Annotated in this window: 21 protein-coding genes; 7 read left to right on the forward strand and 14 right to left on the reverse strand. The window is 71.0% G+C overall.

Annotation, left to right across the window (positions count from 1 at the left end; all coding sequences use genetic code 11):
- The first annotated feature begins 129 nt into the window (after positions 1–129).
- Positions 130–717: a type IV toxin-antitoxin system AbiEi family antitoxin domain-containing protein gene (locus OV207_RS15195; RefSeq protein ID WP_267555949.1), complete on the forward strand. Its 588-nt coding sequence runs from the start codon at positions 130–132 to the stop codon at positions 715–717.
- Positions 714–1,616: a nucleotidyl transferase AbiEii/AbiGii toxin family protein gene (locus tag OV207_RS15200; RefSeq protein WP_267555950.1), complete on the forward strand. Its 903-nt coding sequence runs from the start codon at positions 714–716 to the stop codon at positions 1,614–1,616. Before OV207_RS15195 ends, OV207_RS15200 begins: the two co-directional genes overlap by 4 nt.
- 247 nt (positions 1,617–1,863) lie before the next feature.
- Here the strand turns inward: OV207_RS15200 and OV207_RS15205 are convergent, their stop codons facing one another.
- The 3 genes from OV207_RS15205 to OV207_RS15215 all read right to left on the reverse strand — a co-directional run bounded on the left by OV207_RS15205 (position 1,864) and on the right by OV207_RS15215 (position 7,637).
- On the reverse strand, positions 1,864–2,811 hold the full coding sequence (locus OV207_RS15205; RefSeq protein WP_420715221.1) for a hypothetical protein: 948 nt from the start codon (positions 2,809–2,811) through the stop codon (positions 1,864–1,866).
- A 194-nt stretch (positions 2,812–3,005) separates the two neighbouring features.
- Positions 3,006–4,571 (reverse strand): sensor histidine kinase, encoded by a 1,566-nt coding sequence (locus OV207_RS15210; RefSeq protein WP_267555952.1) that lies wholly within the window; start codon positions 4,569–4,571, stop codon positions 3,006–3,008.
- Positions 4,572–4,781: 210 nt separating this feature from the next.
- Positions 4,782–7,637, reverse strand: coding sequence for a TonB family protein (locus OV207_RS15215; RefSeq protein WP_420715225.1), 2,856 nt, complete (start codon positions 7,635–7,637; stop codon positions 4,782–4,784).
- 589 nt (positions 7,638–8,226) lie between these two features.
- Between OV207_RS15215 and OV207_RS15220 the strand changes: the two genes are divergently transcribed.
- A complete protein-coding gene (locus tag OV207_RS15220; protein WP_267555954.1) occupies positions 8,227–8,625 on the forward strand; it encodes a hypothetical protein in 399 nt (132 codons plus the stop codon).
- Here OV207_RS15220 and OV207_RS15225 read toward each other — a convergent pair.
- The 5 genes from OV207_RS15225 to OV207_RS15245 all read right to left on the reverse strand — a co-directional run bounded on the left by OV207_RS15225 (position 8,622) and on the right by OV207_RS15245 (position 12,588).
- Positions 8,622–9,092 carry a helix-turn-helix transcriptional regulator gene (locus OV207_RS15225; RefSeq protein WP_324291530.1) on the reverse strand — a complete coding sequence of 157 codons (471 nt, stop codon included), beginning with the start codon at positions 9,090–9,092 and terminating at the stop codon, positions 8,622–8,624. The genes OV207_RS15220 and OV207_RS15225 overlap by 4 nt on opposite strands.
- A 301-nt stretch (positions 9,093–9,393) precedes the next feature.
- The gene (locus OV207_RS15230) at positions 9,394–10,002 is read right to left on the reverse strand and encodes a putative glycolipid-binding domain-containing protein (RefSeq protein WP_267555955.1); all 609 of its coding nucleotides are present in this window, start codon (positions 10,000–10,002) and stop codon (positions 9,394–9,396) included.
- 16 nt (positions 10,003–10,018) lie between these two features.
- Positions 10,019–10,828 carry a DUF4157 domain-containing protein gene (locus tag OV207_RS15235; RefSeq protein ID WP_193349730.1) on the reverse strand — a complete coding sequence of 270 codons (810 nt, stop codon included), beginning with the start codon at positions 10,826–10,828 and terminating at the stop codon, positions 10,019–10,021.
- Positions 10,788–11,165: a hypothetical protein gene (locus tag OV207_RS15240; RefSeq protein WP_267556086.1), complete on the reverse strand. Its 378-nt coding sequence runs from the start codon at positions 11,163–11,165 to the stop codon at positions 10,788–10,790. Before OV207_RS15240 ends, OV207_RS15235 begins: the two co-directional genes overlap by 41 nt.
- A 184-nt stretch (positions 11,166–11,349) precedes the next feature.
- Positions 11,350–12,588, reverse strand: coding sequence for a metallophosphoesterase (locus OV207_RS15245; protein ID WP_420715222.1), 1,239 nt, complete (start codon positions 12,586–12,588; stop codon positions 11,350–11,352).
- Between the two features lie 205 nt (positions 12,589–12,793).
- Between OV207_RS15245 and OV207_RS15250 the strand changes: the two genes are divergently transcribed.
- Positions 12,794–14,131: an AHH domain-containing protein gene (locus OV207_RS15250; protein WP_267555957.1), complete on the forward strand. Its 1,338-nt coding sequence runs from the start codon at positions 12,794–12,796 to the stop codon at positions 14,129–14,131.
- A 9-nt stretch (positions 14,132–14,140) separates the two neighbouring features.
- The gene (locus OV207_RS15255; RefSeq protein ID WP_267555958.1) at positions 14,141–14,713 is read left to right on the forward strand and encodes an imm11 family protein; all 573 of its coding nucleotides are present in this window, start codon (positions 14,141–14,143) and stop codon (positions 14,711–14,713) included.
- Between the two features lie 38 nt (positions 14,714–14,751).
- Here OV207_RS15255 and agmC read toward each other — a convergent pair whose 3' ends face one another.
- Genes agmC through OV207_RS15275 form a run of 4 tightly spaced genes read right to left on the reverse strand, consistent with a single transcriptional unit; the run spans position 14,752 to position 18,978 of the window.
- The gene (gene agmC, locus OV207_RS15260) at positions 14,752–17,100 is read right to left on the reverse strand and encodes an adventurous gliding motility protein AgmC (RefSeq protein WP_267555959.1); all 2,349 of its coding nucleotides are present in this window, start codon (positions 17,098–17,100) and stop codon (positions 14,752–14,754) included.
- Positions 17,101–17,157: 57 nt separating this feature from the next.
- On the reverse strand, positions 17,158–17,658 hold the full coding sequence (locus OV207_RS15265) for a hypothetical protein (protein ID WP_267555960.1): 501 nt from the start codon (positions 17,656–17,658) through the stop codon (positions 17,158–17,160).
- A gap of 15 nt (positions 17,659–17,673) precedes the next feature.
- Positions 17,674–18,180 carry a cupin domain-containing protein gene (locus OV207_RS15270; RefSeq protein ID WP_267555961.1) on the reverse strand — a complete coding sequence of 169 codons (507 nt, stop codon included), beginning with the start codon at positions 18,178–18,180 and terminating at the stop codon, positions 17,674–17,676.
- Positions 18,181–18,198: 18 nt separating this feature from the next.
- Positions 18,199–18,978 (reverse strand): class I SAM-dependent methyltransferase, encoded by a 780-nt coding sequence (locus OV207_RS15275; protein ID WP_267555962.1) that lies wholly within the window; start codon positions 18,976–18,978, stop codon positions 18,199–18,201.
- Positions 18,979–19,072: 94 nt separating this feature from the next.
- On the opposite strand from OV207_RS15275, the gene OV207_RS15280 reads away from it, so the two are divergent.
- Together OV207_RS15280 and OV207_RS15285 are read left to right on the forward strand one after the other, a co-directional pair.
- On the forward strand, positions 19,073–20,470 hold the full coding sequence (locus tag OV207_RS15280) for a citrate synthase (protein ID WP_267555963.1): 1,398 nt from the start codon (positions 19,073–19,075) through the stop codon (positions 20,468–20,470).
- Between the two features lie 66 nt (positions 20,471–20,536).
- Positions 20,537–20,842 (forward strand): hypothetical protein, encoded by a 306-nt coding sequence (locus tag OV207_RS15285; protein ID WP_267555964.1) that lies wholly within the window; start codon positions 20,537–20,539, stop codon positions 20,840–20,842.
- Between the two features lie 72 nt (positions 20,843–20,914).
- Here the strand turns inward: OV207_RS15285 and ychF are convergent, their stop codons facing one another.
- Complete coding sequence (gene ychF, locus OV207_RS15290) at positions 20,915–22,027, reverse strand: redox-regulated ATPase YchF (RefSeq protein ID WP_267555965.1); 1,113 nt, start codon at positions 22,025–22,027, stop codon at positions 20,915–20,917.
- A gap of 45 nt (positions 22,028–22,072) precedes the next feature.
- Positions 22,073–22,621 (reverse strand): F0F1 ATP synthase subunit B, encoded by a 549-nt coding sequence (atpF, locus tag OV207_RS15295; RefSeq protein WP_193349742.1) that lies wholly within the window; start codon positions 22,619–22,621, stop codon positions 22,073–22,075.
- Positions 22,622–22,720: the final 99 nt, after the last annotated feature.

The raw sequence follows: 22,720 nt of genomic DNA on the forward strand, positions 1-22,720 counted from the left end.
CGCACCCGGCGATCCGCGCCATCCCCTCCAACGCGCCCCGCTCGCACAAAACTAAAACCCGATTGGACTTTCCTTCCGATGGATCGAAACTTGATTGCACAAAGATAAAACGATCTTTAATCTTCGTGCATGGACCTTGAGTCGCACGCAGGGCCAGACTGGGACCGGCTTTACGAGTTCGCGGCCAGTCAGGAAGGGCTCTTCACGACCCGCCAGGGCGCGGAGGCTGGCTACTCGCCACAGCTCCTTCAGCACTACGTGCGCATCAGACGGGTCCTTCGGATCCGCCGTGGCATCTACCGGCTGGTGCATTTTCCACCAGGCGAGCATGAAGATCTCGTAGCGATCTGGCTCTGGGCCGAGCAGGCAGGCACCTTCTCGCACCAGACCGCGCTCGCGCTCTACGACCTCTCGGATGTCCTCCCGTCCCGGATCCACCTGACACTTCCCGAGTCGTGGCGCCACCGACGCCTGCGGGCACCGGACGTGGTGGTTCTCCATTACGCGGACCTGTCGGAAGCCGAATGCCGTTGGGCAGGCTCCGTGCGAGTGACCTCACCGATGCGGACCCTCAACGACTGCGCGCGCGATGCGCTGCCTCCGGATCTCCTGCGTCAGGCCACCCGGCAAGCCATGCAACGCGGCATCGTCATGGAGAAGCTCCCGCTGGTGGAGGAGGCCCTGCAACCCTTCGGGGGACTCGGCCTCGGCACATGACGAGCCGCACCTACGCCTCGCCCCAGGCCTTCAAGCGTGCCCTGGAAGACCGTCTCCACGCGGCGGCGGCGAAGCGGAGCGTGCCGCTCGAACGCCAGCGCGAGCTGCTCATCTTCCACCGCTTCCTCGCCCGGATTGGCGTGAAGCTGGGCTCGGCGGCCACCCTCAAGGGCGGCCTGGTCCTGGAGCTGCGCATCGCGCAGGCCCGCGCCACGAAGGACATCGACCTCCGCGTTCAAGGCGACCCCGGCAACCTGCTGCTGCGGCTGCAGGAAGCCGCGGCCGTTGAACTCAATGACTTCCTCTCGTTTGAAGTCCGTTCACATGCCGAGCACCCGAAGCTCCTGAACGAGGGCATGCAATACGAAGGACTGCGCTTCCGGGCGGAGTGCCGACTCGCGCAGAAAATCTACGGGCGCCCTTTCGACGTGGACGTCGCCTTCGGAGAGCCCATGCTGGGGGAACCGGATGAAGTCATGGCACCGGACGTGCTCGGCTTCGCGGGCATCGCGCCGCCCCGCCTGCGCCTCTACCCCGTCGAAACCCATGTCGCGGAAAAGCTGCACGCGTACACGCTGCCGCGACTGCGTCCGAACTCCCGGGTGAAGGACCTGCCCGACCTGGCACTGCTGGCGAGCACGAGGACGCTGGATGCCACGCGACTGCGACGTGCGCTCGAACAGACCTTCACCTTCCGCGACACCCATGCGCTGCCGAGTGAACTCCCTGCCCCTGCCACCTCATGGGAAGCGCCCTACGCGGAAATTGCCCGCGACAACAGGCTCGCATGGCCCACGCTCAAACAGGTGACCCAGGCCGCCAAGGACTTCCTCGACCCTGTCCTGGAGAAGGCCCCCGTCGCGACCTGGACCCCGGAGACCTGGCGCTGGCATCCCTGACACAGGGTTGATGAACGTTAACGATACTCGGAGCTCGTCCATGGCAACGGCGTCATCATGGTGGGCTCCATCCACAAGCGCTTCACCAGTGCGAGCCCCAAGATCCGCCCGGATCACCCCGTCCGCCATGGCCTGGATGGCCTGGCCACCGTCGGGATGATCGGTCGTGGGCAGAGGGACCTCGTCACGCGCGCTCCGGCCCGCGCCGCGCGGCCCCTCCCCGAATAGACACACACGTCCCCTGCGATTACTTGCAGGGCCCGCAGTCCGCCGCGCAGCTGTCCGGCGTGTTGCTGGTGCCGCACTTCTCCGTGAGCTGACAGACGTTGTCGCCGCAGCGGTAGATGTCCTGGGGCAGCATGCGCGTGGTGATGGGACGGTACGTCACGCCGTTGTACGTGCAGCGCGTGTAGTAGGTCCGCGTGGAGTCCAGCGTGCAGTAGTACCGGCACGCGCCCACGTGCTTCATCGGCGTGCACGCCGTCGTCTCGCTCCAGGACGACAGGCCGCAGGTGCGCACCGTGCTCTCGTCGTAGTCCAGGTACGCGCCGTCATTGGCCGCGAACGTGCCCTCGCCCGTGAAGAGGTTGCCGAAGAAGCACGCCTCGGGCTCGGCGTAGGTGCTCAGCTCGTCCGGCGTGTACGGCACCGTCCCGCCCACCGAGTCCCGCCCCAGCACGGAGATGTCCACGTGCACGCCGTACTTGTTCGCGTGCGCCGCCAGGCACGCGCTCACCACCTGCTGCTCCGCCACCGTCGCCGGCGCGCCCCCCGCCCACCCCGGCGCCAATCCCAGACTCCCCTTCCACGTGTAGTTCGCCCCCGTCGTGGGCGACTGGTACGTCAACTGCTTCCCCGCCGCCATCGAGCACTGCACCACGTAGCGCATCACCATGTCCGCCGACGCGGGATCCGCCGTGAACCAGGTGCGGAACCCGTTCGTGGACAGGCCATTCGTGGACAGGCCATTCGTGGACAGGCCATTCGTGGACAGGCCATTCGTGGACAAGCCATTCGTCGACAAGCCATTCGTCGACAGGCCATTGGTGGAGATGAGCTCCTGCGCGGACTGCCCTGGGGCGTCCGCCAGCCCGTCCGTCACCGGCGCGCCACACCCCGTCAGCGCGGTGGCCAGCAACATGAACATCCAGCGAGAAGACGAGAATGAGGGGATGCGAGGGGGACTGACGTGCATGGGGACTGCCTCCGCGTGGGTGGCCGCATGAGCCGCACGGCCTGATCAACCGGTAAACGCGCCTCAGCGAAGCGAGCAGGGCCCCTGCACTCCCGACCCATCCCCTTCGGTCCTTCGCCCAACACGCAGTGCGTGTGACAAAGGACGCTCACCCATTCACCGCATGGCGGTGAACGCTCACCCCTTCCAAAAGCTCAGGCGGTTCGCGTGCGACCTCGCGACGTCTTCACCTTCGCCTTGGGACGCGGCGGCCGGGGCAGCTTCACCGTGAACGTGGTGCCGTCCTTCAGTGACGAGGCCACCTCCACGGTGCCCCCGTGCGCCTGGACGATCTCCTTCACGATGAACAGCCCCAATCCCAACCCCGCATTGCGCCTGCTCTGTTCCCGCTCCCCGTCACCTTGTCGGAAGGGGTCGAAGAGCCGCTCACGCAGGTCCTCCGGAATGGGCGTGCCGGGGTTCTGCACCTCCAGCACCTGGTGCTCGCCCTTCGCCCAGCAGCGCAGGAACACCGGCGCCTCCGGCGTCCCGTGCTCCAGCGCGTTGCCCACCAGGTTGCTCAACACCTGCGCCAGCCGCTCTGAATCCCATTCGCCTTCGGCCTTGCCGTCCACGTCCACGGCGATGGCCCGCTCCGGATACGCCGCCGACAGTTCGTCCACCACCTGCTGACACACCACCCCCAGGTCCGTGGGGCCCTTGCGCAGGGGGATGCCGCCGGCCAGCCGCGCCCGCGTCAGGTCCAGCAGGTCGGCAATCATGTTGCCCATGCGCGTCGCGGAGGACTCGATGCGCTGCGCGTGCTGCCGGTGCTGCTCCGGCGTGCACTCCAGCGGACCGCGCCGCTTCTGCGCCCGCGCCGACAGCACGATGGCGTTGAGGGGGTTGCGCAGGTCATGCCCCAGGATGCCGATGAAGCGCTCGCGGAAGCGCGCCTCCTCCACCATCGACGCCAGCTCGCGCGTGCGCTCGGTGACGTCCATCATCGAACCAATCATCCGCACCGGGCGCCCCTCGTCGTCGCGCGCCAGCACGCCGCGGTCCAGCACGTGCGCCCAACTGCCGTCCGCGCGCTGGAAGCGGTACTCGTCCTTCCACACGTCGCCGGTGGACGCGACGAAGTCCACCAGCTTGTCCACCACCCGCTCGCGGTCGTCGTCGTGCACGCGCGCGCCCCACCAGCCCAACTGGTGGTCCAGCACCGCGGTGGCGTGGCCGAACGCATCCCCCGTCCCCGGGTCCCACCGCACGCGGTCGGTGGCGAAGTGCCAATCCCACAGCACGTCGTGCGTGGCCCGCGTCGCCAGCCGGTAGCGCTCCTCCGCCTCGCGCAGCGCGCTCACCGTCTGCTCCGTGCGCGCCAGCGCCTCCTCCACCTCGCGCCGGGCGTTGCGCTCCCGGGCCGCCTGCTGCGCGTCCGACGCCCGCCCCTCGTCCCGGGGCAACAGCCACAGCGCCAGCCCCTCGCCATGGCGCACCACCACGTACTGGCGCCCCGCCGCGTCCCCCGGCACCTGGCCCACGTGCGGCACGCCGCGCAGCAGCACCCGCGCGCACGCCGCCACGTCCACCAGCGCCACGCCCTCCAGCGTCCACAGGGACAGGTGCCGGCCCAGCTCCAACGAGCGCACCCAGCCCTCGGCCGGGACGTTCATCGACGTCCAACGGAAGTCGAGCACCTCGCCCGTTTCCCCATGCAAGGGCTCCAGGAGGACGCAGGGCGTCTCATTGTCGGCGGGCAGCTCCCACGCCGAGGCCATTCCCGGCCCCCAGGACAAACCCATCATCGTGCTCCCCCCGACGCTTCGGGCCCCTCCCCCACCCTCGGCGACAGTGCCAAGCAGGCAGGAAAAACCCGCGTCTCACGGAATACTGACACAAAAGGCCACTTTTGGATCAGCCCCGGGGTGCAGGGTGGGCGAAAAACTGCTCACCCCTGAGCATTCACCCTACCCGCCAGGGAGGTTGCGTCAGTAGCGGCCCTTGACCCCGATGATGGGCAGGGCGATGGGCAACCCCACGGAACTCTTGGTCAAGGGCTGCCGGCTGGCGCCGCCGCCCTCGTAGTCGAAGCCCAGGGTCTCCTGGTTGAGGGTGACGTTGAGCATGTCCAGGTAGGCCTCCAGGGTGAAGGTCTCGTAGGCCCAGGCCTTGGACAGGCGCACGTCGAAGCGGAAGAAGGGCGGCAGCCGGTCCACCTGGTCCCTGGACACGCGGACCCATGCGGGGCGGCCGTCGCGGTCGGTGCCCTCGCGCATCGTCTGGCTCCCCAGGTTGTCGTACTCGGGGCGTCCGGTGTTGAAGTGGAGCACGCCTCCCAGGGTGATGTTGTTGGAGAACTTGTGGCTGACCACCAGGTTCAGGATGTGTGTCTGGTCGAAGGCGAAGGGCAGGTTGGCCTTGTCCTCGGAGACGACCTCCCCCCGGGCGTCGTAGCGGAAGAAGGTGCTGCTGCGCGTGCTGCGCTGGAGGCTGTAGGAGAGCCACCCGAACCAGTTGTTCCCCAGCGGGTAGCGGATGAGCACCTCCAGGCCATACGCCAGGCCGTGGCTTTCGAAGTCCGGCAGGTCCCAGTCGTCGCGGCTGACGGGCGGGTCGTCCACGGTGATCTGCCGGGCGCGCACCCGGCGAAAGCCGTTCTGGGTGATGCCGCCGCCCGGCCCCGTCGGCTCGTCCGGTTCGGCCGGCCCGCCGATGCCCACGTCGCCAATGCCTTCGTCTGAGAAGGGCGTGAGCTCGATGGTGCGCAGCATGGGGTTCAAATAGAGGTCCAGCCCCACCTCCCACTTGCCGAAGGGCTTCCACTCCGCGCCCACGGACATCTGCACGCCCTCCTGGAGGCCCAACACCAGGCTGCCCACGTCCACCACCGGCAGGCTGATGAGGGTGGTGGGCGGCTGGTGGAAGATGCCCGCGCCGCCCTTGAGCGTGACGGTGTCGGTGAGCTTGTGGCGCACCGTGAGGCGCGGCTCGATGACCTTGTGGTCGAAGCCGCCGGACAGGTGGTAGCTGTCCAGGCGCAGCCCGGGCACCACCGTCCACTTCTCATCCGGCGTCCACACCGCCTCCGCGTAGGTGCCGGCGAAGGTGGCCAGCGCCACGGGCGCGTGGATGCTGTCCTCCGGCACCTCCTCGCCGTCCTCCAGGCTGAGGATGTCCACGATGGCGCGCTTGTGGTCCACGTCCGCGCCCGTGCGCAACAGCAGACGCTCCGTCAAGGGAACGCTGTAGCCCACGCGGGCGGACAGCGTGCTCTGGTCGATGTGGATTTCATTGCCGCTGTCCGGACCGCGCGACACGACGGCGAAGCGGTCCAGGCCCCACGTCCCGCCCACCTCGAACTCGCCCTTGCCCAGCGGGTGGCGGCCCCGCAGGTCCACGCGGTGGAAGAGGATGGACTGCAGCGCGGTGTCGCCCTCCGCGTCCTGCGACTGCGAACCGAAGGTGTCCGACGAGCCAAAGGCAAACAGCCGCAGCTTGCCCTGGCCCACGTCCTGCTCCACGCGCCCCTGGTAGTCCCAGAAGTCGAGCACCACCTTGGGGTTGCTGCGGCCCGGCGGCGCCGGGTCCTGGAGGGCGTTGGCCGCCAGCGCGATGATCCACGGCGTATAGGAATAGCGCCCCGCGAGGCTGACGTTGGTGCCGGTGGACTTGAAGGGCGTCTCAATGAAGAAGCCCGCATTGATGAAGTCCGCGTAGGCGCTGCCGTGCACGCGGTCGTCGCGCGGCCGGGTGAGGCGCCCGTCGATGGCGCCGCCCATCAGCCGGCCGTACTGCGGCGGCGGCGTGCCCGGATAGAAGTCGATGGCGTCCAGGAAGTCCGGGTGGATGACCGCGGGGCCCAGGAACAGGTGGAAGAGGATGGGGATGCGGATGCCATCCAGGAAGTAGCCCGTGGACGCCGGCTGGCTGCCGCGCACCACCGGGTAGGCCACGCCGGACAGCATGCTGCCCACGCCCGGCAACAGCATGACGACGCGGAAGGGGTCGCCCATGGTGCCGGGCACCTCGCGCAGCTCCGCGTCGCGCAGGGTGATGCGGCTGACCTCGGTGCGCTCGCGGTCGCCGCGCACCACCGTCTCGTACGGGTTCAGGACCAGCGGCTCTAGGCCGTAGACGACCTCCAGCGACTCGGTGCCCTTCAGGGCCTCGCGGTACAGGCCGGGCTTGTGGCCCGGGGCGAAGACGCGCACCGCCTGCCCGCCGGTGGGAAAGCGCGCCTCGAAGCGGCCGTGCTCGTCCGTCTGCACCGGCGAGTCCGGCGCGGCGTCCGACACCAGCGTGGCGCCGATGAGCGGCGCGCGGTTGCCCTTGGCGCGCACCAGCCCCTTGAGGGTGATGGGGCCCTGGGGCTTGTAGCCAACGGAGCCCGGCGTCCCGCCGTCCTCGCCGGCGGCCACCGACACGGGGGCCTCGAAGCGGTATTCGAAGAACAGGCGCACCGCGACGGGCTTGCCCTCCATCAGCGCCGGGGAGAAGCGCAGCAGGGGCGCCGCGTGCAGCGCCGCCTCGTCCAGCAGCGGGTGCACGCCCTCCACCAGCGTGGCGGTGTCCACCTCGCCCGCCTCGTCCACCAGCAGCTCCAGCTTCACCGTGCCCGCCACGGCCTCGCCCACGAGCCTGGGCGGGTACGGCGCGGGGGAGTCCCCCACGAGCGCGGGGGGCACGAAGGCGGCCAGCGCGGGCCCGCCGTCCGGGGCGGCCCCCGCCTCCACCGCCCAGCCCGCGTCGGTGCGCTGGAGCTCCGCCTCCTTCGCCACCGTGCCCGCGCCGCCGTCCGCGCCGTCCGGGGATGCGCCCTGCCCCTCGGTCCACGGCGCGTCCATGCCCCGGGGGCCGGAGCCCGGGGTGAGGTTCTCCTCCGTGACGGGCAGGCCCGCGTCCAGCGTGTCGCCCAGGCGCTCACTGCCGGGGCGCTCCTCCTGCGCGCCGCCAGCGGGTGGCACCGCGCGCGCGGGCAGGGACGGCAGCAGGAAGGCCAGCACCAGCGCCACCCACCCGATGCGCCAGGTCTCGCTCCTCTTTCCTACGGTCATGTGCGGTGGAGCTCGTCGTACGTGGAGTCGGTTCCCGGCCAGCGCCCATGAGGCCAGGGGATGCACGCCATGACAAGCGCCCGTCCGTGATCGCCGCGAATCCATTGGCTCGCCGGTTCGCGGCATTCCGCGCATCCTTCCGTTGGCGGACAGTCGCCCCGGGGCTCCCGTCTCGCCGTGGATGCCCGCCCCCGCCCGCCGGACGGGACGCCCCATTTCGGAGCAATCCCCACCCTCCAGGAAGTCGTCCCTTTCCCGATCCCTGGACCCGTCCCATGACCCGCCCCCGACCACCGAGGCCGCCGCCGCGCGTCACGAGCCCGGCACGCGGGCGTGGCGGGGACGGGGGGTCGCGCGCCCGAGCCTCGGAGTCCCGGCCATGATTCCCCCGCCGTCCCTGCGCTACCTGCCCCATGGCGTGTTCGCGTCCCTGCTGCTGGGACTGGTGCTGATGCCGCTGCTGTTCCCGCCGTCGCTCGCGCGGGCAGGGAACCCCGGGCCGGACACGTTCATCGACGAGGGGCCCCCTGGCGCCACGACGTCGCGCGAGGCCCGCTTCGTCTTCACCGCCACGACGCTGAAGCCCGTGTTCTGGTGCTCGCTCGACGGCAGCCTCTACATCCCTTGTGAGTCCCCCTGGCGCCTGAAGGACCTGGGCGTGGGCGAGCACACCCTGGACGTGTACGCGGTGGACGTGAACACCACGCACCGCGACCCCACCCCCTCCGGCTGGGTCTGGCGGGTGACGGCGCCCGGGCAGGCCCCGGCCGCGCGCTAACGGCGCGTCGGCAGGATGGCGCTGGCCACCAGGCTCATCAGCTTGAGCTGGGGGCGCGGCAGCCGGCGCAGGGAGCGCAGCAGGCGGCGCATCTCCGGCAGGTCGTCCTTGTCCGTGGAGTCCTCTTCCCACAGCCCCGCGCCCGCCGCCGCCGCCACCGCCAGCCCCAGCGACGCGTCCGCGGACAACTGCAGCGCCAGGCACAGCCGGAACAGCGTGGGGACGCTGGGCATCATCTTGCCCCGCTCCAGCCGGCCGTAGACCTCCGACGCGATGCCGACACGGTCCGCCACATCCGCCTGCGTCAGTCCGGCCCGCAGCCGCGCGGCCCGGGCCGCCGCGCCCACACTGACCGCCAGCTTGCGCTCCAACTGCCGCCGCGACAGCGCGGCGGCGGAGGCGGGCGCCAGGGAGCGCTTCTTGCGGGCGCGGCCAGAAGCGAGAGGACCTCGGGGGTGGGTTTTCACCACATCAACCTTGCACGTGACGTCCGGCGGGGTGGCCCCAGGCTCGCGGCCCCTCTGCATCCGGAACGGTTCATGCGCGGTTATATAACCCAGCACGTCACCCGGGCCCATTCCTATATGACAGGTAGTCCCCGCAATCCCCCGCCCGCAGGGAGAACCGCGTCTCCTGCCCCATCAACGCACATCCACCGACATGCGGACGGGGCGTCGCGGCGGGGCTGACGGGATTGTCCGCGCGGGGGTGCCCCGGGTTGCGCCCCCGGGACGTTGGGGCCGCGTTGGCGCCATGGCGCCCGGACGCTCAACCCTCGGAGGTGGCCACGCGTTCCCAGCCGGTGGGGTAGTGCGTGACGAGCCCGTGGGCGTCGGTGTCCACCTCCCCGACGAAGGCGCCCCCGGAGCTCTCGTAGCGGTAGAGCGACGACGACAGCCGGGTGTAGCGCTGCTCCAGCCGCTCCAGGGTCAGGTCCGGCAGGCGCACCCACGCGGCCGTCACGTCCCGGGCCTGGCCCACCTCCAGCCCCAGCCGGCGGATGGGCAGGGTGTTGGTGGACGGGGTGACGCTCAGGTCCACGTCCACGCACCCGCGCAGCTCCGGCAGCTCGCGGCCGTCGCGCCACCAGCGCTGGTGGTCATCCACCTGGAGCACCAGCGTGCGCCGCGTGCCGCCCTGGTGCAGCACCAGCCGCGCCTCGCGCGTGTGCCAGTCCGGATCACACGCCACGGTGTAGCGCACGAGCAGCGGCAGCCCTTCGCTCACCAGCACCACGGTGCCCGTGAGCAGGGGGCCCGCGTCGGACTCCCACAGCTCGCAGTGCTCCGTCCCCGGGGACTCCAGGCGGAGCCACGTCACGGCTTGCAGGCAGCGACCCTCGGGCGTGCCCCCGGGCCGGGAGGCAGGCGGCGTCATGGGCGGGGCCTCCGGCTCACGGCGCGCCCCGTCCGGCGTAGAGGCAGTCCAGCGCCTCGTCCAGCAGGCACAGGGCGGCGTCGCTCCACCCGCGCAGCCGCTGCTGGGGGGTGGGACGGCCCACGTGGGGGATGAGCTGCGCGTCGGCGGCGTCCTCGATGAACTGGGCCTGCTGCTCCGCGTTCAGCTCCGCCCACCGGCGGTGGCCCACGGCCTTGCGCCAGTCGTAGCCGTCCCCCAGGTACTGCGCCGCCAGCGCGCCGCTCAGGTAGCCCGTGCCGCCGTGCTGGTGCTGCCACACGTGCGTCAGCTCGTGCACCAGCAGCCGGAAGCCCACCGCGCCGTAGCCAGGGGGGATGAAGAGGATGTCGCCGTGGGCGAACGCGCGGCCCGGCAGGCCCAGCAGGCCCAGGGCGCCTTCCTTCACGCGCACGCAGCGGAAGTCCAGGCTGTCGCCGAAGATGGGCTTGAGCCGCGTCACCTCCGCGTCCGTCAGCCGGCGGCCCACCGGCTCCAGGCCGGACATCACCTGCACGGCGCTGAGCACGCGGCCGCCCACCATCAGCACCAGGTCCATGGGCACCTGCGCCGCGCGGAACAGGCCCCGCTTGAGCTGGGGCAGGCCCTCCCGCGAGCGGCCCGTCGCGCAGCGGGCCATGCCGCCGGCCAGCAGCATCAGCGCCACGTACGCGCTGCGCGCGGCGCCCGCGGACGCCCCGGCGATGCCGGTGAAGAGCCCATGGCCCGCGTCCGCGACCCGCTCGGTCAGCGGCGCGAAGCGGGTGTCACGGACAGCCTGTCGATTCAGCGAGGTGGGAGACCCCAAGGACCAGCTCCAGGAGCGAACGCAACTCACCGGAGCGCCAGGGCCGGCCGAGTGCGAAGTGGGAATGGCTGGAGGCCCGGAAGGTGGCGCTGGCTTCAGGGCGGAAACCGGAGGACAGGAGGATGCGCGGACCGCTGAAGCCCCGGTCCACCAGACGGCAGAGGAAATCGCTCACGACGCGGCGATCCGCGTCGAGGTCCAGCACCAGCCCATCCACGTCCACACCCATGTCCAACCGCCGGTCCGCCGACGTTGCCCCCAGCGCCGCCACCACGCGGCACCCCTCCCCCACTTCCCTTGCTACCGCCAACCGTACCTCGGGCGACTCGGAGACCACCAACAGCACCGGCTCCGCCGACGCCGGCCGGGCCGCCGGGACCGCCGTCAGCTTCCCGCGCCGTGCACCCGGGGCCGCGGGCGCCGTGGGGCGGGAGAAAGCGAATTCCGGGACAAGGAGGGAAGACGGTGCGATGGACACGTCCTCACAGTAAACAGCAATATCGGAAATATCAAGCTTGGCTTCAATCTCCGGCAGACCGGGATGCGGAGACCAGCGTGAGGGCGGCGATCTCCGGGGCGGGGCCCAGGCGCAGCGGGGGTCCCCAGTAGCCGGTGCCGCGGTGCGTATAGACCCGGGTGCCGGCCACGGTGGCCAGGCCCTTCACGACGGGCTGCTGGAGCTTCACGAAGAACATGAAGGGGAAGATCTGCCCGCCGTGGGTGTGCCCGGACAGCTGGAGGTCCACGCGCAGCCCCTCCAGGGACAGGGCGGTGCGCGGCTGGTGGGCCAGCAGCAGGCGGGGCACGTCGGGCGGGGCGCCCGCGAGCGCGAGGTCGGGGCGGCTGGCGAGCGGGGCGTCGATGTGGCCCGCGTCATGGTCGGTGACGCCGGCCACGACGAGCCGGGCGCCGTCGCGCTCCACCACGCGGTGCTCGTTGTTGAGGACGGTGAGGCCCAGCCGGGCCACCTCCGCAATCCAGTCACGGGCGCCGTGGTAGAATTCGTGGTTTCCGGTGACGTAGTAGACGCCCAGCTTCGCCTTGAGGCCGGCGAGCGGCGCCACCTGGTCGCGCAGCTGCTCCACGGTGCCGTCCACCAGGTCGCCCGTGACGGCGATGAGGTCCGGCTCCAGGGCGTTCACCTGGTCCACCACGCGCTGGAGCCACACCCCGTCCAGGGTGGGGCCCACGTGGACGTCGGAGAGCTGCACCACGCGCAGGCCGTCCAGTCCCGGGCCCAGGCCCTGGAGGGGCACGGTGGTGCGCTCCACCTTCGCGCGGCCGCGCGCGGTGACGAAGGCGAACGCGACCGCGGGCACCACGGTGCCCAGCACGGCCGCCGCGCGGCCCCGGGCCAGGGCGTGCATGTCCGTGACGGCGCCGGAGAGGGACAGCGCGCCCGCGATGACGTCGGAGGCCAGGACGGCCGTCAGGAAGATGCCGAAGGCCCCCAGCCACACGTAGCCGCCCCACTGGAGGGCGCGGGAGAGGCCGGTGGGCTGCTCGTGGCGGGAGACGCGGAACCCGGCCAGCAGCAGGAGGAAGCAGAGGGCCAGCAGGCCCCACCCCACGCCAGTCCAGGGGGCGGGCCAGCCGGGGGACGTGAAGAGGCGCAGGCCGATGTAGACGTGCAGGGCGACGGGGAGGGCCAGGCCCAGCAGCAGGGACAGCACCCACCGCCAGCCCGGGGCGCGGGACGGGCGCCGCCGGGTTCGCGCTGAAGTAGCTTCCGAGGACACGTCCGTCGACACGCGCGCCACCTTCCGCCCTGGACATCCACCTGGGGCGCCTTCGAGCGCGGGAAGATAACAGGCGCCCCCACGCCGCGCCCGGCAACCCCTCCAGGGGAACGGCCGCCCACTGGCAGGCACACCTCACCCGGTGGGTGCGGACGGCACCTGAGAACGCGGGCACGGCTTCACGGATAGCGTGCGGACAGGAGCTGGACGCAACCACGAGGCGCGCATGAGGCGATGGGAGTGGGCGCTGTTGTTGGGGTTGCTCGTGTCGGGCTGCGCGACGACGCGGGTCGTGAAGCTGGAGACGGACGACGGCGAGCGAAAGGTCGTCACGCCCCACGAGGACGTGGACGCTTCGCTCGCCGCGACCCGGCTGGAGGACGAGGAGTTCAAGCTGGCGGTGCGGGCACTGGCCCGGGAGGTGCGACCTTCCACTCGGCCCATGAGGGACGCCCGGGAGCTGTTCGGCCTGCCGGAGCGCAGCGGCCTGTTCGGGTTCCAGGAGCGGACCCGGCGGATCATCCCCCTGGGCGAAGAGGAAGCGCGTGAGCTGCACCTCTTGGATGCCTCCGACGACCTGACCCGTGGCTACAAGCACTGGTGCGCCAGCCGCCGGAGACAGGCGGGAGACTGTCTGCGATTGCTGGAAGAGGGACCGTTGCTGGGGAGCGACGGTCGCTATGCGCTGGCGATGGCGGTCGCGATGGATTCGGTGTGGCGCGAGACCTCCGACGCATTGAAGGACATGGCCCATCCGCAGGCGGTGATGGCCATGATGACCTCCACCGTGACGATGTACCTGTTGCTCTGGGCGCTGCCGGAGCCGTTGTCCAAGGGACTCGCCGCCCTGATGACCGCGACGGCCATCGCGTACCTGGGCGTGGACACGGTGTGGCGCATCCTCGACGGGTGGGTGGCCCTGGTGCGGCAGGTGGATCAAGCCACCACGTTCGTGCAGGTACGCGACGCGGGTGAGGCGTATGGAAAGGTGCTGGGAGAGAACTCAGCGCGCGTCTTCGTCATGGTGGCCGCCGCCGCGCTGGGGAACACGGCGGGGCTCGCCGCGAGGACCCAGGGACTGCCGGGCTCAGCGCCGGCCGCGCTCGCGGTGGAGACCCAGGCGGGTTTTCGGTACGTGGCCATGGGGAGCATCCGCTCCGTGGCGATGACCGCCGACGGGTTCACCATCGCGCTCGCACCCAACGCAGTCGCGATGTCCTCCCGGTCCGGACCGCCCCAGAAGCATCACCTGGCCACCATCCGCAACGAGAAGTCCTCGAAGAACGGAGGGCCCTGGACGCCGCTCTTCCGCAGACTCTTCAAGAAGGCCGGAATGGACTTGAAGGACCCCGAAAACATCGTCGAGGTCCATGGCCACCGAGGTCCACACCCGCGCAAGTACCATGAAGCCGTGATGAGACGGTTGAGTGAGGCGACGGAAGACTGTCGGACACTCGTGCAATGTCGCGAGGTCCTGACCCATGCACTCCAGGAGCTTGCTCGGGAAGCCAACATGCCGGGCTCCGTTCTCAATAGACTCCTGACGTCCCGAAAGGGAGGCTAGGAACCACTCATGGCTGCTCGATTCTTCGACCTCTCGGAGGATGTCCAGGAAGGAAACTGGTTCCTGGAGGATCCCGTCGACATGAACTCCGTGGAGGTCGAGGTCGATCCCTGGATGTTCAGAGCCGGGAAACCCATTCAAATGCCAGAGCGGCTTCGGATTCCCATCGGCGAACCTGGGCGGTCTCGGGACTTCTCACTGGCGGGCATCGGGCTGACCCCCATCGTCCACGTCAAGCTCGCGACGGTCCTCGCGGAGCGAGCCGCCGCCGACGTGCAACTCCTCCCGGTCGACATTCCTGGTCAGCCCGACCAATACGTCCTCGTGGTCGCCACGAAGACCCTCCGCTGCATCGACGAAAAGGCCTCCGAGGAGGTCCTCTTCTGGGAGCCCAGACACAACAAGCCCGAGAAGCTCGGGCAGTACCGCTCCGTGTACGGCATGCGCATCGACCCATCGAAGGTCGGCGCGACCCAGCTCTTCCGCCCCTGGGGATGGCGGGTCGCGCTCATCGTCTCCGAAGACCTCAAGACCGCGCTGGAGCAGACGGGCGCCACCGGCATGTACTTCACCGAGGTCTGAACCGGAGGAATCTCACGGTCCAGACCCAGCCCGCGCGCTCAGCGCCGGGCGCGGCGGCGGGCCAGCGCGGCCAGTCCCACCAGGGCCCAGAGACCGAGCATCCCCGCGGGCGCCGCGCCGCAACCGCAGCCCACGTCCAGGTCGGTGGGGCCACGCACCTGGAAGCCCACCTCCGGCGAGCGCAGGCCGGCTTCGCCCTGGGCCGTCACCACCTGCGCGACGATGCGGTGCGCGCCTGTCGCCAGCGCCGCGTCGGCGCCCACCTGGTGACGGAAGACGCCCTCCGCGTCGGTGGTGACCGTGGCCAGCGCGACGCCATCCAGCTCCAGGCGGATGGACGCGCCGGGCAGCGCCACGCCCGCGAACTCCGGCGTGGGGTCCACGCTCGCGTCCTGCGCGGGCACGACCATCATGGGCATGGAAGGATCCGCGGTGCCCGCGTCGGTGCCCGTTCCGCCGTCCGTGCCCGCCACCACGACCTCGAAGGTCACCACGTCGGAGAACGGCCCGTCCTCGCCCGCCTCGTTGTGCGCGTGGACGCTGACCTTGTGCGCGCCCACCGACAACGGCGCGGACTCCGGCACCTGGTAGCCAAAGCGCCCGAGCAGATCCACCGGCACGATGTTGTCCGGCCCGTCGTCGATGACGACGCCCACGGAGATGCCATTGCTCGACGTGCCAGCGAACAGCGGCGTGGGCCCCACGGTGGCGCCATTCATGGGCACCACCAGCACGGCGATGTCCACGACGCCGCCATCCGCGAGCACCACCTGCGGCGTGGTGAAGCGCACCGGCTCGGACATGAGGCTGGCCACGCCGAACGACTCCGCCCACGCGGTGACCTGGTGCGCACCCGCCGCCAGCGGCGCCACCGGCACCACGGCGAACACGCCGTCGGCCCCTGGCACCACCATGCCAATCTCCCGCTCATCCACGAGGACGTGGACGATGGGCCCATCCGTGCCCGCCTTGCCCTCGATGCGCGGGCGCGTGGTGGTGGACACCTCCCCCCCCGCGGGCAGGGTGATGACGGGCTGGGCCGGCGCCTGGAAGCTCTGCTCGATGTACTGCACGGTCCCCACCGACGTGCCCGCGTCGGGACTGGCGGGCCCCGCGCCATGAGAACCCGCGCTCGGGGCCCCGGACTGGCCGGGGGTGCCCGCGCTCACGTTGGACGTACAGTGCGACGTCTCCCTGCCCTGGAGCAGCAAGCGGCCACCCGCGCCACCACCGCCCGGCCCCAGGGGCTGGTCGCCCACCTTCGTGTCGCCGCCGGCGCCGCCGCGAGCCTCCACCCTCCCGCACTCCAGCAGGTCCCCCGAGCGCAGCAGCACCGCGCCGCCCGCGCCGCCGCCGCCCGCGCCGTCGGTGCCCGCGACGTCGGCCGCGAGGCCCGACGCGCTGATGATCCCCTTGCCCTGGAACGTGAAGGCCCGGATGAACACCACGCCGCCGCCCTGCCCACCGCTGGTGCCGTCGGTGCCCGTGCCCTCACCCGCGCCGCCACCCCCGCCGAACGTGAAGCGATCAAAGATGGAGTAGCTCAGCGGCGCCCCGCCCAGGCCGCCCTCGACGCGCGAGCCATCCGCGCCCGAGGAGTGACCACCATTGCCACCGATGCCGCCGTGTCCACCGCCGCCGCCGCCCGCCTGGAGGCAATTGCCCCCTCCACCGCCATTGGCCAGGTTGCCGCGGCCGGTGACGCTCTTGTTCCCGGACGCCCTCCCTGCCACGCCCTCGCCGCGCTCGGAGCCGCCCTGGGCGGGGGACAGGTCCAGCCCGGTGCAGCCCTTGAGCCCCGCGTGGGCCTGGTAGGCGCCCCCCAGGAACCCGGCGCCGTCCGCGTCGATGCGGCCTTCATTGACGACCTTGCCCGTCACCAGCATCGCGAGGATGCCGCCGGACTTCCCATCCCAGGGCTTCACGGACAGCCGCGCGTCCGCCTCGACGCTCACGTCGGTGAACTCGCTCACGCGCAGCACCTGGGTGCGCGCCGCGGGGTAGGAGAAGCGCAGGGGCCGGGTCAGCTGGAACGTGCCGGAGGTGGTGTCCATGGACAGCACGCGCGCCAGCTCCCAGCGGCCGGGGCCGGTCGTGGGCACCACCACGGGCTTCGTGTTGCCGGGCTCGGGCAGGGGCAACAGTCCCAGGGTCTGGTGGACCATCACCAGGTCGCCCTCCACGACCTCGAGGCCGGGTGCCGACAGCTCCGTCTTGCCCTCGGTCGCGGCCAGCCGCAGGGGCGCGGAGGAGCCGATGACGGCAAGACTGCCGGCGGTGACGGTCAGCGCGCCATCCCGGCCAGTGCCCAGTCCAAAGGAGTCCGGCTCCGCGCGCGCGACCTGCGCCAGGAGCAATCCAACGATGAGGGCCAGGGTGATCCGCATGCCCCCATGGTGCCCCAGCGGGCCGCCGGGGTCGAGCGTGGCCCACCCATCCCGCCTTCAGCCCCGGGGCACCAGGTCCGCGAGCGCGCGGGCGTTGACGGGCGCGAAGAAGGGCTGCCGCAGGAGCCGGCCCAGGGCGCGGCGCTCCACGCACAGCAGTTGGAGGGAGTCCTCCCATTCGCCCAGCACGGCGACCGCGCGCACGTCGGCAGCGTCGCGGTACAGGTCGTTGAGGTTGTGCACGAGCGCGGCCACGTCCTCCACCTCCCACCGCTCCGTGACGTCCCCGGCCGCGACGTGCAGCTCCAGCGCGGGGCGCTCGCGCACGTCCACGACCTTCAGCCGCCGGGCCGCGCCCCCCATGGCCGCGGTGAGCGGGCCCATCAGCTCGTCCGGCCGGACGCCGTACCCCACGGTGAGTCCGCCCACGAGCAGCCCCGCCTCGCACAGGCGCAGCAGCGACACATGGGGGGGCTCACCCTGGGGCAGCAGCCCGGCAGCGGCGGCGGGGTCCTTGAGCAGCCGCTCGCGGTCGAGCGCATCCAGCAGGGAGGCCATGGGGCGCGAAGCCTATCAGGGCTCCTCGCCGTCCCAGTAATCCACCGACGCGGCCAGCGGCAGATAGGCCAGCAGCGTGCGCGCGGCCTTGTCACCGCCGGGCGCGGCGCCCGCCATGACGCCCACCTTCTTCGAGTCCGGGTACACGAGCACGTCCGGCTCCTCCATGGTGGAGAAGCACAGGTAGCGCAGCGGCTCCGCCCCGTCGTTGAGGAGCTGGTGCGCGCACTCCGCGCCGGGGGGCAGCGCGACATAGTCCCCCGCGCGCAGGGGCACGACGTCCGAACCGATGCGCAGCGAGCCCGTGCCGGCCAGCACGTAGACGGCCTCCTCGTTGGCCAGGTGGTAGTGCGCGGGCCACGAGCGGCGGCCCGGAGGCAGCTCCACGAGGCTGCACCCGAGCTTGCGCCCGTGCGCGGCGGCGCCCAATTGCTTGCGCTTGAGCGCCACGCGGGTGCCGTGGGCGACCTCGGTCCAGGGGACGTCTTCGGTGTGGACGACGTGGGGATGCGATGGGGACATGGCGGGCCTCCAGGTTGCTCAGGGGCGCTCGGCGACGAGCGCGAACACACGGTGGGGAACGGACAGCGGCTCCACGGGGAAGCGCTCCGCGAGGAGCGCGCCCAGCGCGGCATCGAAGCGGGCCACCTCCTCGGACGGGAGCAGGGCGCCAATGCGGGCGTTGGCGCGGATGCGTCCGCGCCACGCTTCGTGGGTGTACGGCGTGGGGGAGTCGAAGGTGAAGGACGTCACCGACTGGAAGCCCGCGAGGGCCACGTCGCGGAACCACTCCGGATAGACCCCCACGCCATGGCCGAAGCGGTCGATGTCCAGGTTGTCCCGAGGGCTGAAGCCTTCCATCAGGGCCTCGGTGGCCTCCACCACGTTGCCGGGCAGGGACAGCCAGTCGAAGCAGGCGATGATCAACCGCCCGCCGGGCCGCAACAGCCGGAGCACCTCGCGCGCGGCGACGGGCCGGTTGAACCAATGCCAGCACTGGCCAGCGAACACGCGGTCGAAGGACCCCGACGGCAGGCCCGTCTCCTCCGCGCTGGCGACACGGAAGTCCACCGTGAGGCCATCGTCGCGCGCGAGCCGCCGGGCGGCGTCCAACTGCGGCGCGGACACATCCAGCGCGGTGACGTCCATGCCACGCCGGGCGAGCCCCCGGGCGATGGTGCCCGTGCCCGTGCCCAGGTCCAGCGCGCGCAGCCCGGACCGCAGCACGCCGTCCTGTTCCAACCGGTTGAAGAAGGCGTCCGGGAATCCCGCCCGGTATTTCGCGTAGTCCGACGACGTGCGTCCAAAGTCCACGGCCATGGTCGCTCCCCGCTGAAGGCCTCGCGCCAGACGGGTTCGACTCGACAGGATGTCCAGTCGAGTCGAGACTCCACATCAGGGAGGCACGAGAACCATGGTGCGTCGCAGCGGGGGTCGTTCTCAATCTCGATTCGACCATCCACCTGAGGAGGAGCTGCTGCGCGCGGAGGAGGCGGCGGCCCTCCTGGGTGTGAAGCGGGCGACGCTCTACACGTACGTGAGCCGGGGGCTCGTGCGGTGCGTGCCGGAGAAGGGCACGAAGGAGAACCGCTACCTGCGCGCGGACCTGGAGCGCCTGAAGACACGCCATGACGCCAGGGCCGGACACGCGGCGGTGGCGTCAGGAGCGCTGCGCTGGGGCGAGCCGGTCATCGACTCCTCGGTGTCGAGGATCGACGAGCGGGGGCTCCAGTACCGGGGGCACGACGCCGTGGCCCTGGCCACCGGAGGGCACCTCTTCGAGGACGTGGCGGAGCTGCTGTGGACAGGGCACCTGCCGTCCGTGTCCACGCCGTGGCCCTTCTCGGAGGGGGGTCTGACCCGGGGAGCGTCAGCGCTGTCTGCCTTTGAGCGCTCGGACCCGTCGCAAGGAACGCGAAGGGGCTCCGGCCCGAAGCCACGAGGGGCCCCGCCGCTGACGCCCTCCGCACTGGCCGCGCTGCTGCCCCGGGACACACCGCCGTTGTCGGCGCTGGCCGCGCTGGTGCCCCTGCTGGCCGCGAGCGACGAGGGCCGCTTCGCAGCGCCCGTGGAGCAGGAGCAGGCGCGGGCCCGCCGCATCATCCGCCAGATGGGCGCCTGGGTCTGCGTGACGCAGGCTCCGGGGCGTGTGTCCCGGGCCTTGAAGGAAGACACGGTGGCCGCGTCGCTGGCCACCGCCTGGGATTCGAAGGTGAAGCGCGCGCCAGAGCTGCTCAACCGCGCGTTGATCCTCTGCGCGGACCACGAGCTGAACACCTCCACCTTCGCCGCGAGGGTGACGGCCTCCTCGGGAGCGGACCTGTACGCGAGCCTGAGCGCGGCGCTGGCGGCCGTCTCCGGCCACAAGCACGGCGGCTCCTGCGACCGCGTGGAGGCCCTGCTCACGGAGGTGGGCCGGCCCGAGCGCGCCGCCCAGGTGGTGCACGGCCGCCTGCGCCGGGGTGAAGCCGTGACGGGCTTCGGCCATCGCCTCTACCCCCAAGGGGACCCGCGCACGCCGCCGCTGGTGGAGGCCGCGTTGAGCGTGAGGCCCGAGCCCCTCCGCGTGAAGGTGGCCCGCGCCGTGATGGACACCATGCGCGACGCCGGCCATCCCCCTCCGGCGATGGACTTCGGCCTGGTGATGCTGGCGGACGCCCTGGGCCTGCCGCCGGGCGCGGGCACCCTGCTGTTCGGCCTGGGCCGCACCGCGGGCTGGGTGGCGCACATCCTGGAGCAGCGCGAACAGGGCCACCTGCTCCGTCCCCGCGCGCGCTACGTGGAGCCTTCGCAGTCGCCCGCCGCGAAGTAGGCGCCGGCACGCCGGTGTCGCCTGCCGTGCACGCCCCACAGGTTTCGGTTGGAGCCCGGGCCCGGGATGCGCACACTGCCGCCCGTGAGCGAACGCCGCCCTTCCCTGCCCTATCCCGCCGTGTTGTTGCTCGGCAACGTCGCCTTCATCGCCGCGTGGATCGTCGTCCTCAAACGCCCCGAGGGCTGGCAGGTCGTGGGCCCCGTGCTCCTCGCCCTCTTCCTCGTGCTGCGGGTGGGCGGTGTGTGGCGCTACGCGAAGAACAACCCGGACCCCACGGGCCGCGCGAAGCGCTCCGCCGTCATCTCCACCGTGCTGGCCCTGCTCGCCGTGGCGCTCTGGGTCTTCACCCTGCTGAGCGGCCCGCGCTGAAAACGAAACGGGCGCCCCTTCCGAAGTGGAAGGTGGCGCCCGCGCGTCACAGCGAAGCCGAGGACTCGCGCGTCAGACGTTGAAGCGGAAGTGCATACAGTCACCGTCCTGCACGGCGTACTCCTTGCCTTCCACGCGCAGCAGGCCCTTCTCCTTCACCGCCGCCTCGCTGCCCAGCTTCACCAGGTCCTCCCAGCGCATGACCTCCGCCTTGATGAAGCCGCGCTCGAAGTCCGAGTGGATGACACCCGCCGCCTGCGGCGCCTTGAAGCCCTTGTGGATGGTCCACGCGCGGCACTCCTGCTCGCCCACCGTGAAGTACGTCCACAGGCCCAGCAGCTTGTAGCCCTCGCGCACCACCTTGTGCAGGCCGGGCTCCGTCAGGCCGTTGCTCTCCAGGAAGCCAGCGCGGTCGGACTCGGGGAGCTGCTGGATCTCCGACTCCAGCGCCGCCGCCAGCACCACCACGCCCGCGCCTTCCTTGGCGGCCATGTCGCGCACCGCCTTCACGCGCGGGTCGCTGTCTTCCTTGCCAATCTGCCCTTCGCTGATGTTCGCCACGTACAGCACGGGCTTGTCCGTCAGCAGGAACAGGTCCTGGAGGGGCGCGTGGTCCTCCTCGCTCAGCTTCTGCGCGCGCACCGTGACGCCGTTGTCCAGGGCCGCCATCACCCGCTCCAACACCGCCACCTCGGCCTTGGCCTCTTCGGCCGCCTTGCCGCCCAGCTTGGTGTTCTTCAGCGAGCGGTCACGGCGCTTCTCCACCGTCTCCAGGTCCTTGAGGCACAGCTCCGTGTCGACCACGTCCCGGTCCCGCACCGGATCCACGCCGCCCTCGACGTGGGTGACGTTGTCGTCCTCGAAGCAGCGCAGCACGTGGAGCACCGCGTCCACCTGGCGGATGTTCGCCAGGAACTGGTTGCCCAGGCCTTCACCCTTGGAAGCGCCACGCACCAGGCCCGCGATGTCCACGAGCTCCAGCGACGTGGGGATCTTCTTCAGCGGCTTGATGAGCGCCGTCAGCTGGTCCAGGCGGTCGTCCGGCACCGGCACCACGCCCACGTTCGGCTCAATCGTGCAGAACGGGTAGTTCGCGGCCTGCGCGCTCGCCGCGGAGGACACGGCGTTGAACAGGGTGGACTTGCCCACGTTGGGCAGACCGACGATGCCGATGGAGAGAGCCATGATGGATTCCTGGAACAGACGGGCGCGGCTTGGGACTTCCCGGCCTTACGCCGAACGACGGGTCGCCGTGGCGCTCGTCGCACCCGGCAGGCCCTGAACGAACTGCTCGGCCAGCGCGCGGTGCTTGGCGTCGTCCATGCGCTCGTTCATGAGCTTGGTGGCCACGTCCATGGCCAGGTCCACCGCCATGGCGCGCACTTCCGCGATGGCCTTGGCCTTCTGGTCGTCGATTTCGCGGCGGGCGCTCAGCTTCAGCTCCTCCGCCTCCTTGCGGCTCTTGGCCATCAGCTCGTCGCGGAACTTCTCCATGTCCGCGGTGTTGCGGCGCATCATCTCCGCCGCCTCGCGACGGGCCTCCGCGATGGCCGTCTTCTGGTCGGCCAGCAGCTTCTCCGCCTCGGCGCGCTCACGCTTCGCGCTCTCGATGGCGTTGGAGATCTGCTTCTCGCGCTCCTCCACGAGCGACAGGATGGGGCCCCACGCCTTCGCGCGCAGCACCAGCATGACGAGGACGAAGGTGACGATGGTCCAGAAGATGAGGCCCGGACGGACCTCCACGAAGCTGCTGGCGGCGAGAACAGAGGGCAGGAACATGGCGGGTCCCGGATTCAGACGGCGAAAAAGTGGTGCGGGAGACTGCGGGTGACACGGGCACGGCGACTGCTTTGCCGGAAGGCCGGCGCCCCTCCTTCA

The organism is Corallococcus sp. BB11-1, assembly GCF_026626625.1.
GTDB lineage: Bacteria > Myxococcota > Myxococcia > Myxococcales > Myxococcaceae > Corallococcus > Corallococcus soli.

Excerpts from the sequence above, each read along its gene's own strand:
- OV207_RS15195 (WP_267555949.1), top strand. The coding sequence starts at position 130 with ATGGACCTTGAGTCGCACGCAGGGCCAGACTGGGACCGGCTTTACGAG.
- OV207_RS15200 (WP_267555950.1), top strand. The coding sequence starts at position 714 with ATGACGAGCCGCACCTACGCCTCGCCCCAGGCCTTCAAGCGTGCCCTG.
- OV207_RS15205 (WP_420715221.1), bottom strand. The coding sequence starts at position 2,811 with ATGCACGTCAGTCCCCCTCGCATCCCCTCATTCTCGTCTTCTCGCTGG.
- OV207_RS15210 (WP_267555952.1), bottom strand. The coding sequence starts at position 4,571 with ATGGCCTCGGCGTGGGAGCTGCCCGCCGACAATGAGACGCCCTGCGTC.
- OV207_RS15215 (WP_420715225.1), bottom strand. The coding sequence starts at position 7,637 with ATGGACGCGCCGTGGACCGAGGGGCAGGGCGCATCCCCGGACGGCGCG.
- OV207_RS15220 (WP_267555954.1), top strand. The coding sequence starts at position 8,227 with ATGATTCCCCCGCCGTCCCTGCGCTACCTGCCCCATGGCGTGTTCGCG.
- OV207_RS15230 (WP_267555955.1), bottom strand. The coding sequence starts at position 10,002 with ATGACGCCGCCTGCCTCCCGGCCCGGGGGCACGCCCGAGGGTCGCTGC.
- OV207_RS15250 (WP_267555957.1), top strand. The coding sequence starts at position 12,794 with ATGAGGCGATGGGAGTGGGCGCTGTTGTTGGGGTTGCTCGTGTCGGGC.
- OV207_RS15255 (WP_267555958.1), top strand. The coding sequence starts at position 14,141 with ATGGCTGCTCGATTCTTCGACCTCTCGGAGGATGTCCAGGAAGGAAAC.
- agmC (WP_267555959.1), bottom strand. The coding sequence starts at position 17,100 with ATGCGGATCACCCTGGCCCTCATCGTTGGATTGCTCCTGGCGCAGGTC.
- OV207_RS15265 (WP_267555960.1), bottom strand. The coding sequence starts at position 17,658 with ATGGCCTCCCTGCTGGATGCGCTCGACCGCGAGCGGCTGCTCAAGGAC.
- OV207_RS15270 (WP_267555961.1), bottom strand. The coding sequence starts at position 18,180 with ATGTCCCCATCGCATCCCCACGTCGTCCACACCGAAGACGTCCCCTGG.
- OV207_RS15275 (WP_267555962.1), bottom strand. The coding sequence starts at position 18,978 with ATGGCCGTGGACTTTGGACGCACGTCGTCGGACTACGCGAAATACCGG.
- OV207_RS15280 (WP_267555963.1), top strand. The coding sequence starts at position 19,073 with ATGGTGCGTCGCAGCGGGGGTCGTTCTCAATCTCGATTCGACCATCCA.
- OV207_RS15285 (WP_267555964.1), top strand. The coding sequence starts at position 20,537 with ATGCGCACACTGCCGCCCGTGAGCGAACGCCGCCCTTCCCTGCCCTAT.
- ychF (WP_267555965.1), bottom strand. The coding sequence starts at position 22,027 with ATGGCTCTCTCCATCGGCATCGTCGGTCTGCCCAACGTGGGCAAGTCC.
- atpF (WP_193349742.1), bottom strand. The coding sequence starts at position 22,621 with ATGTTCCTGCCCTCTGTTCTCGCCGCCAGCAGCTTCGTGGAGGTCCGT.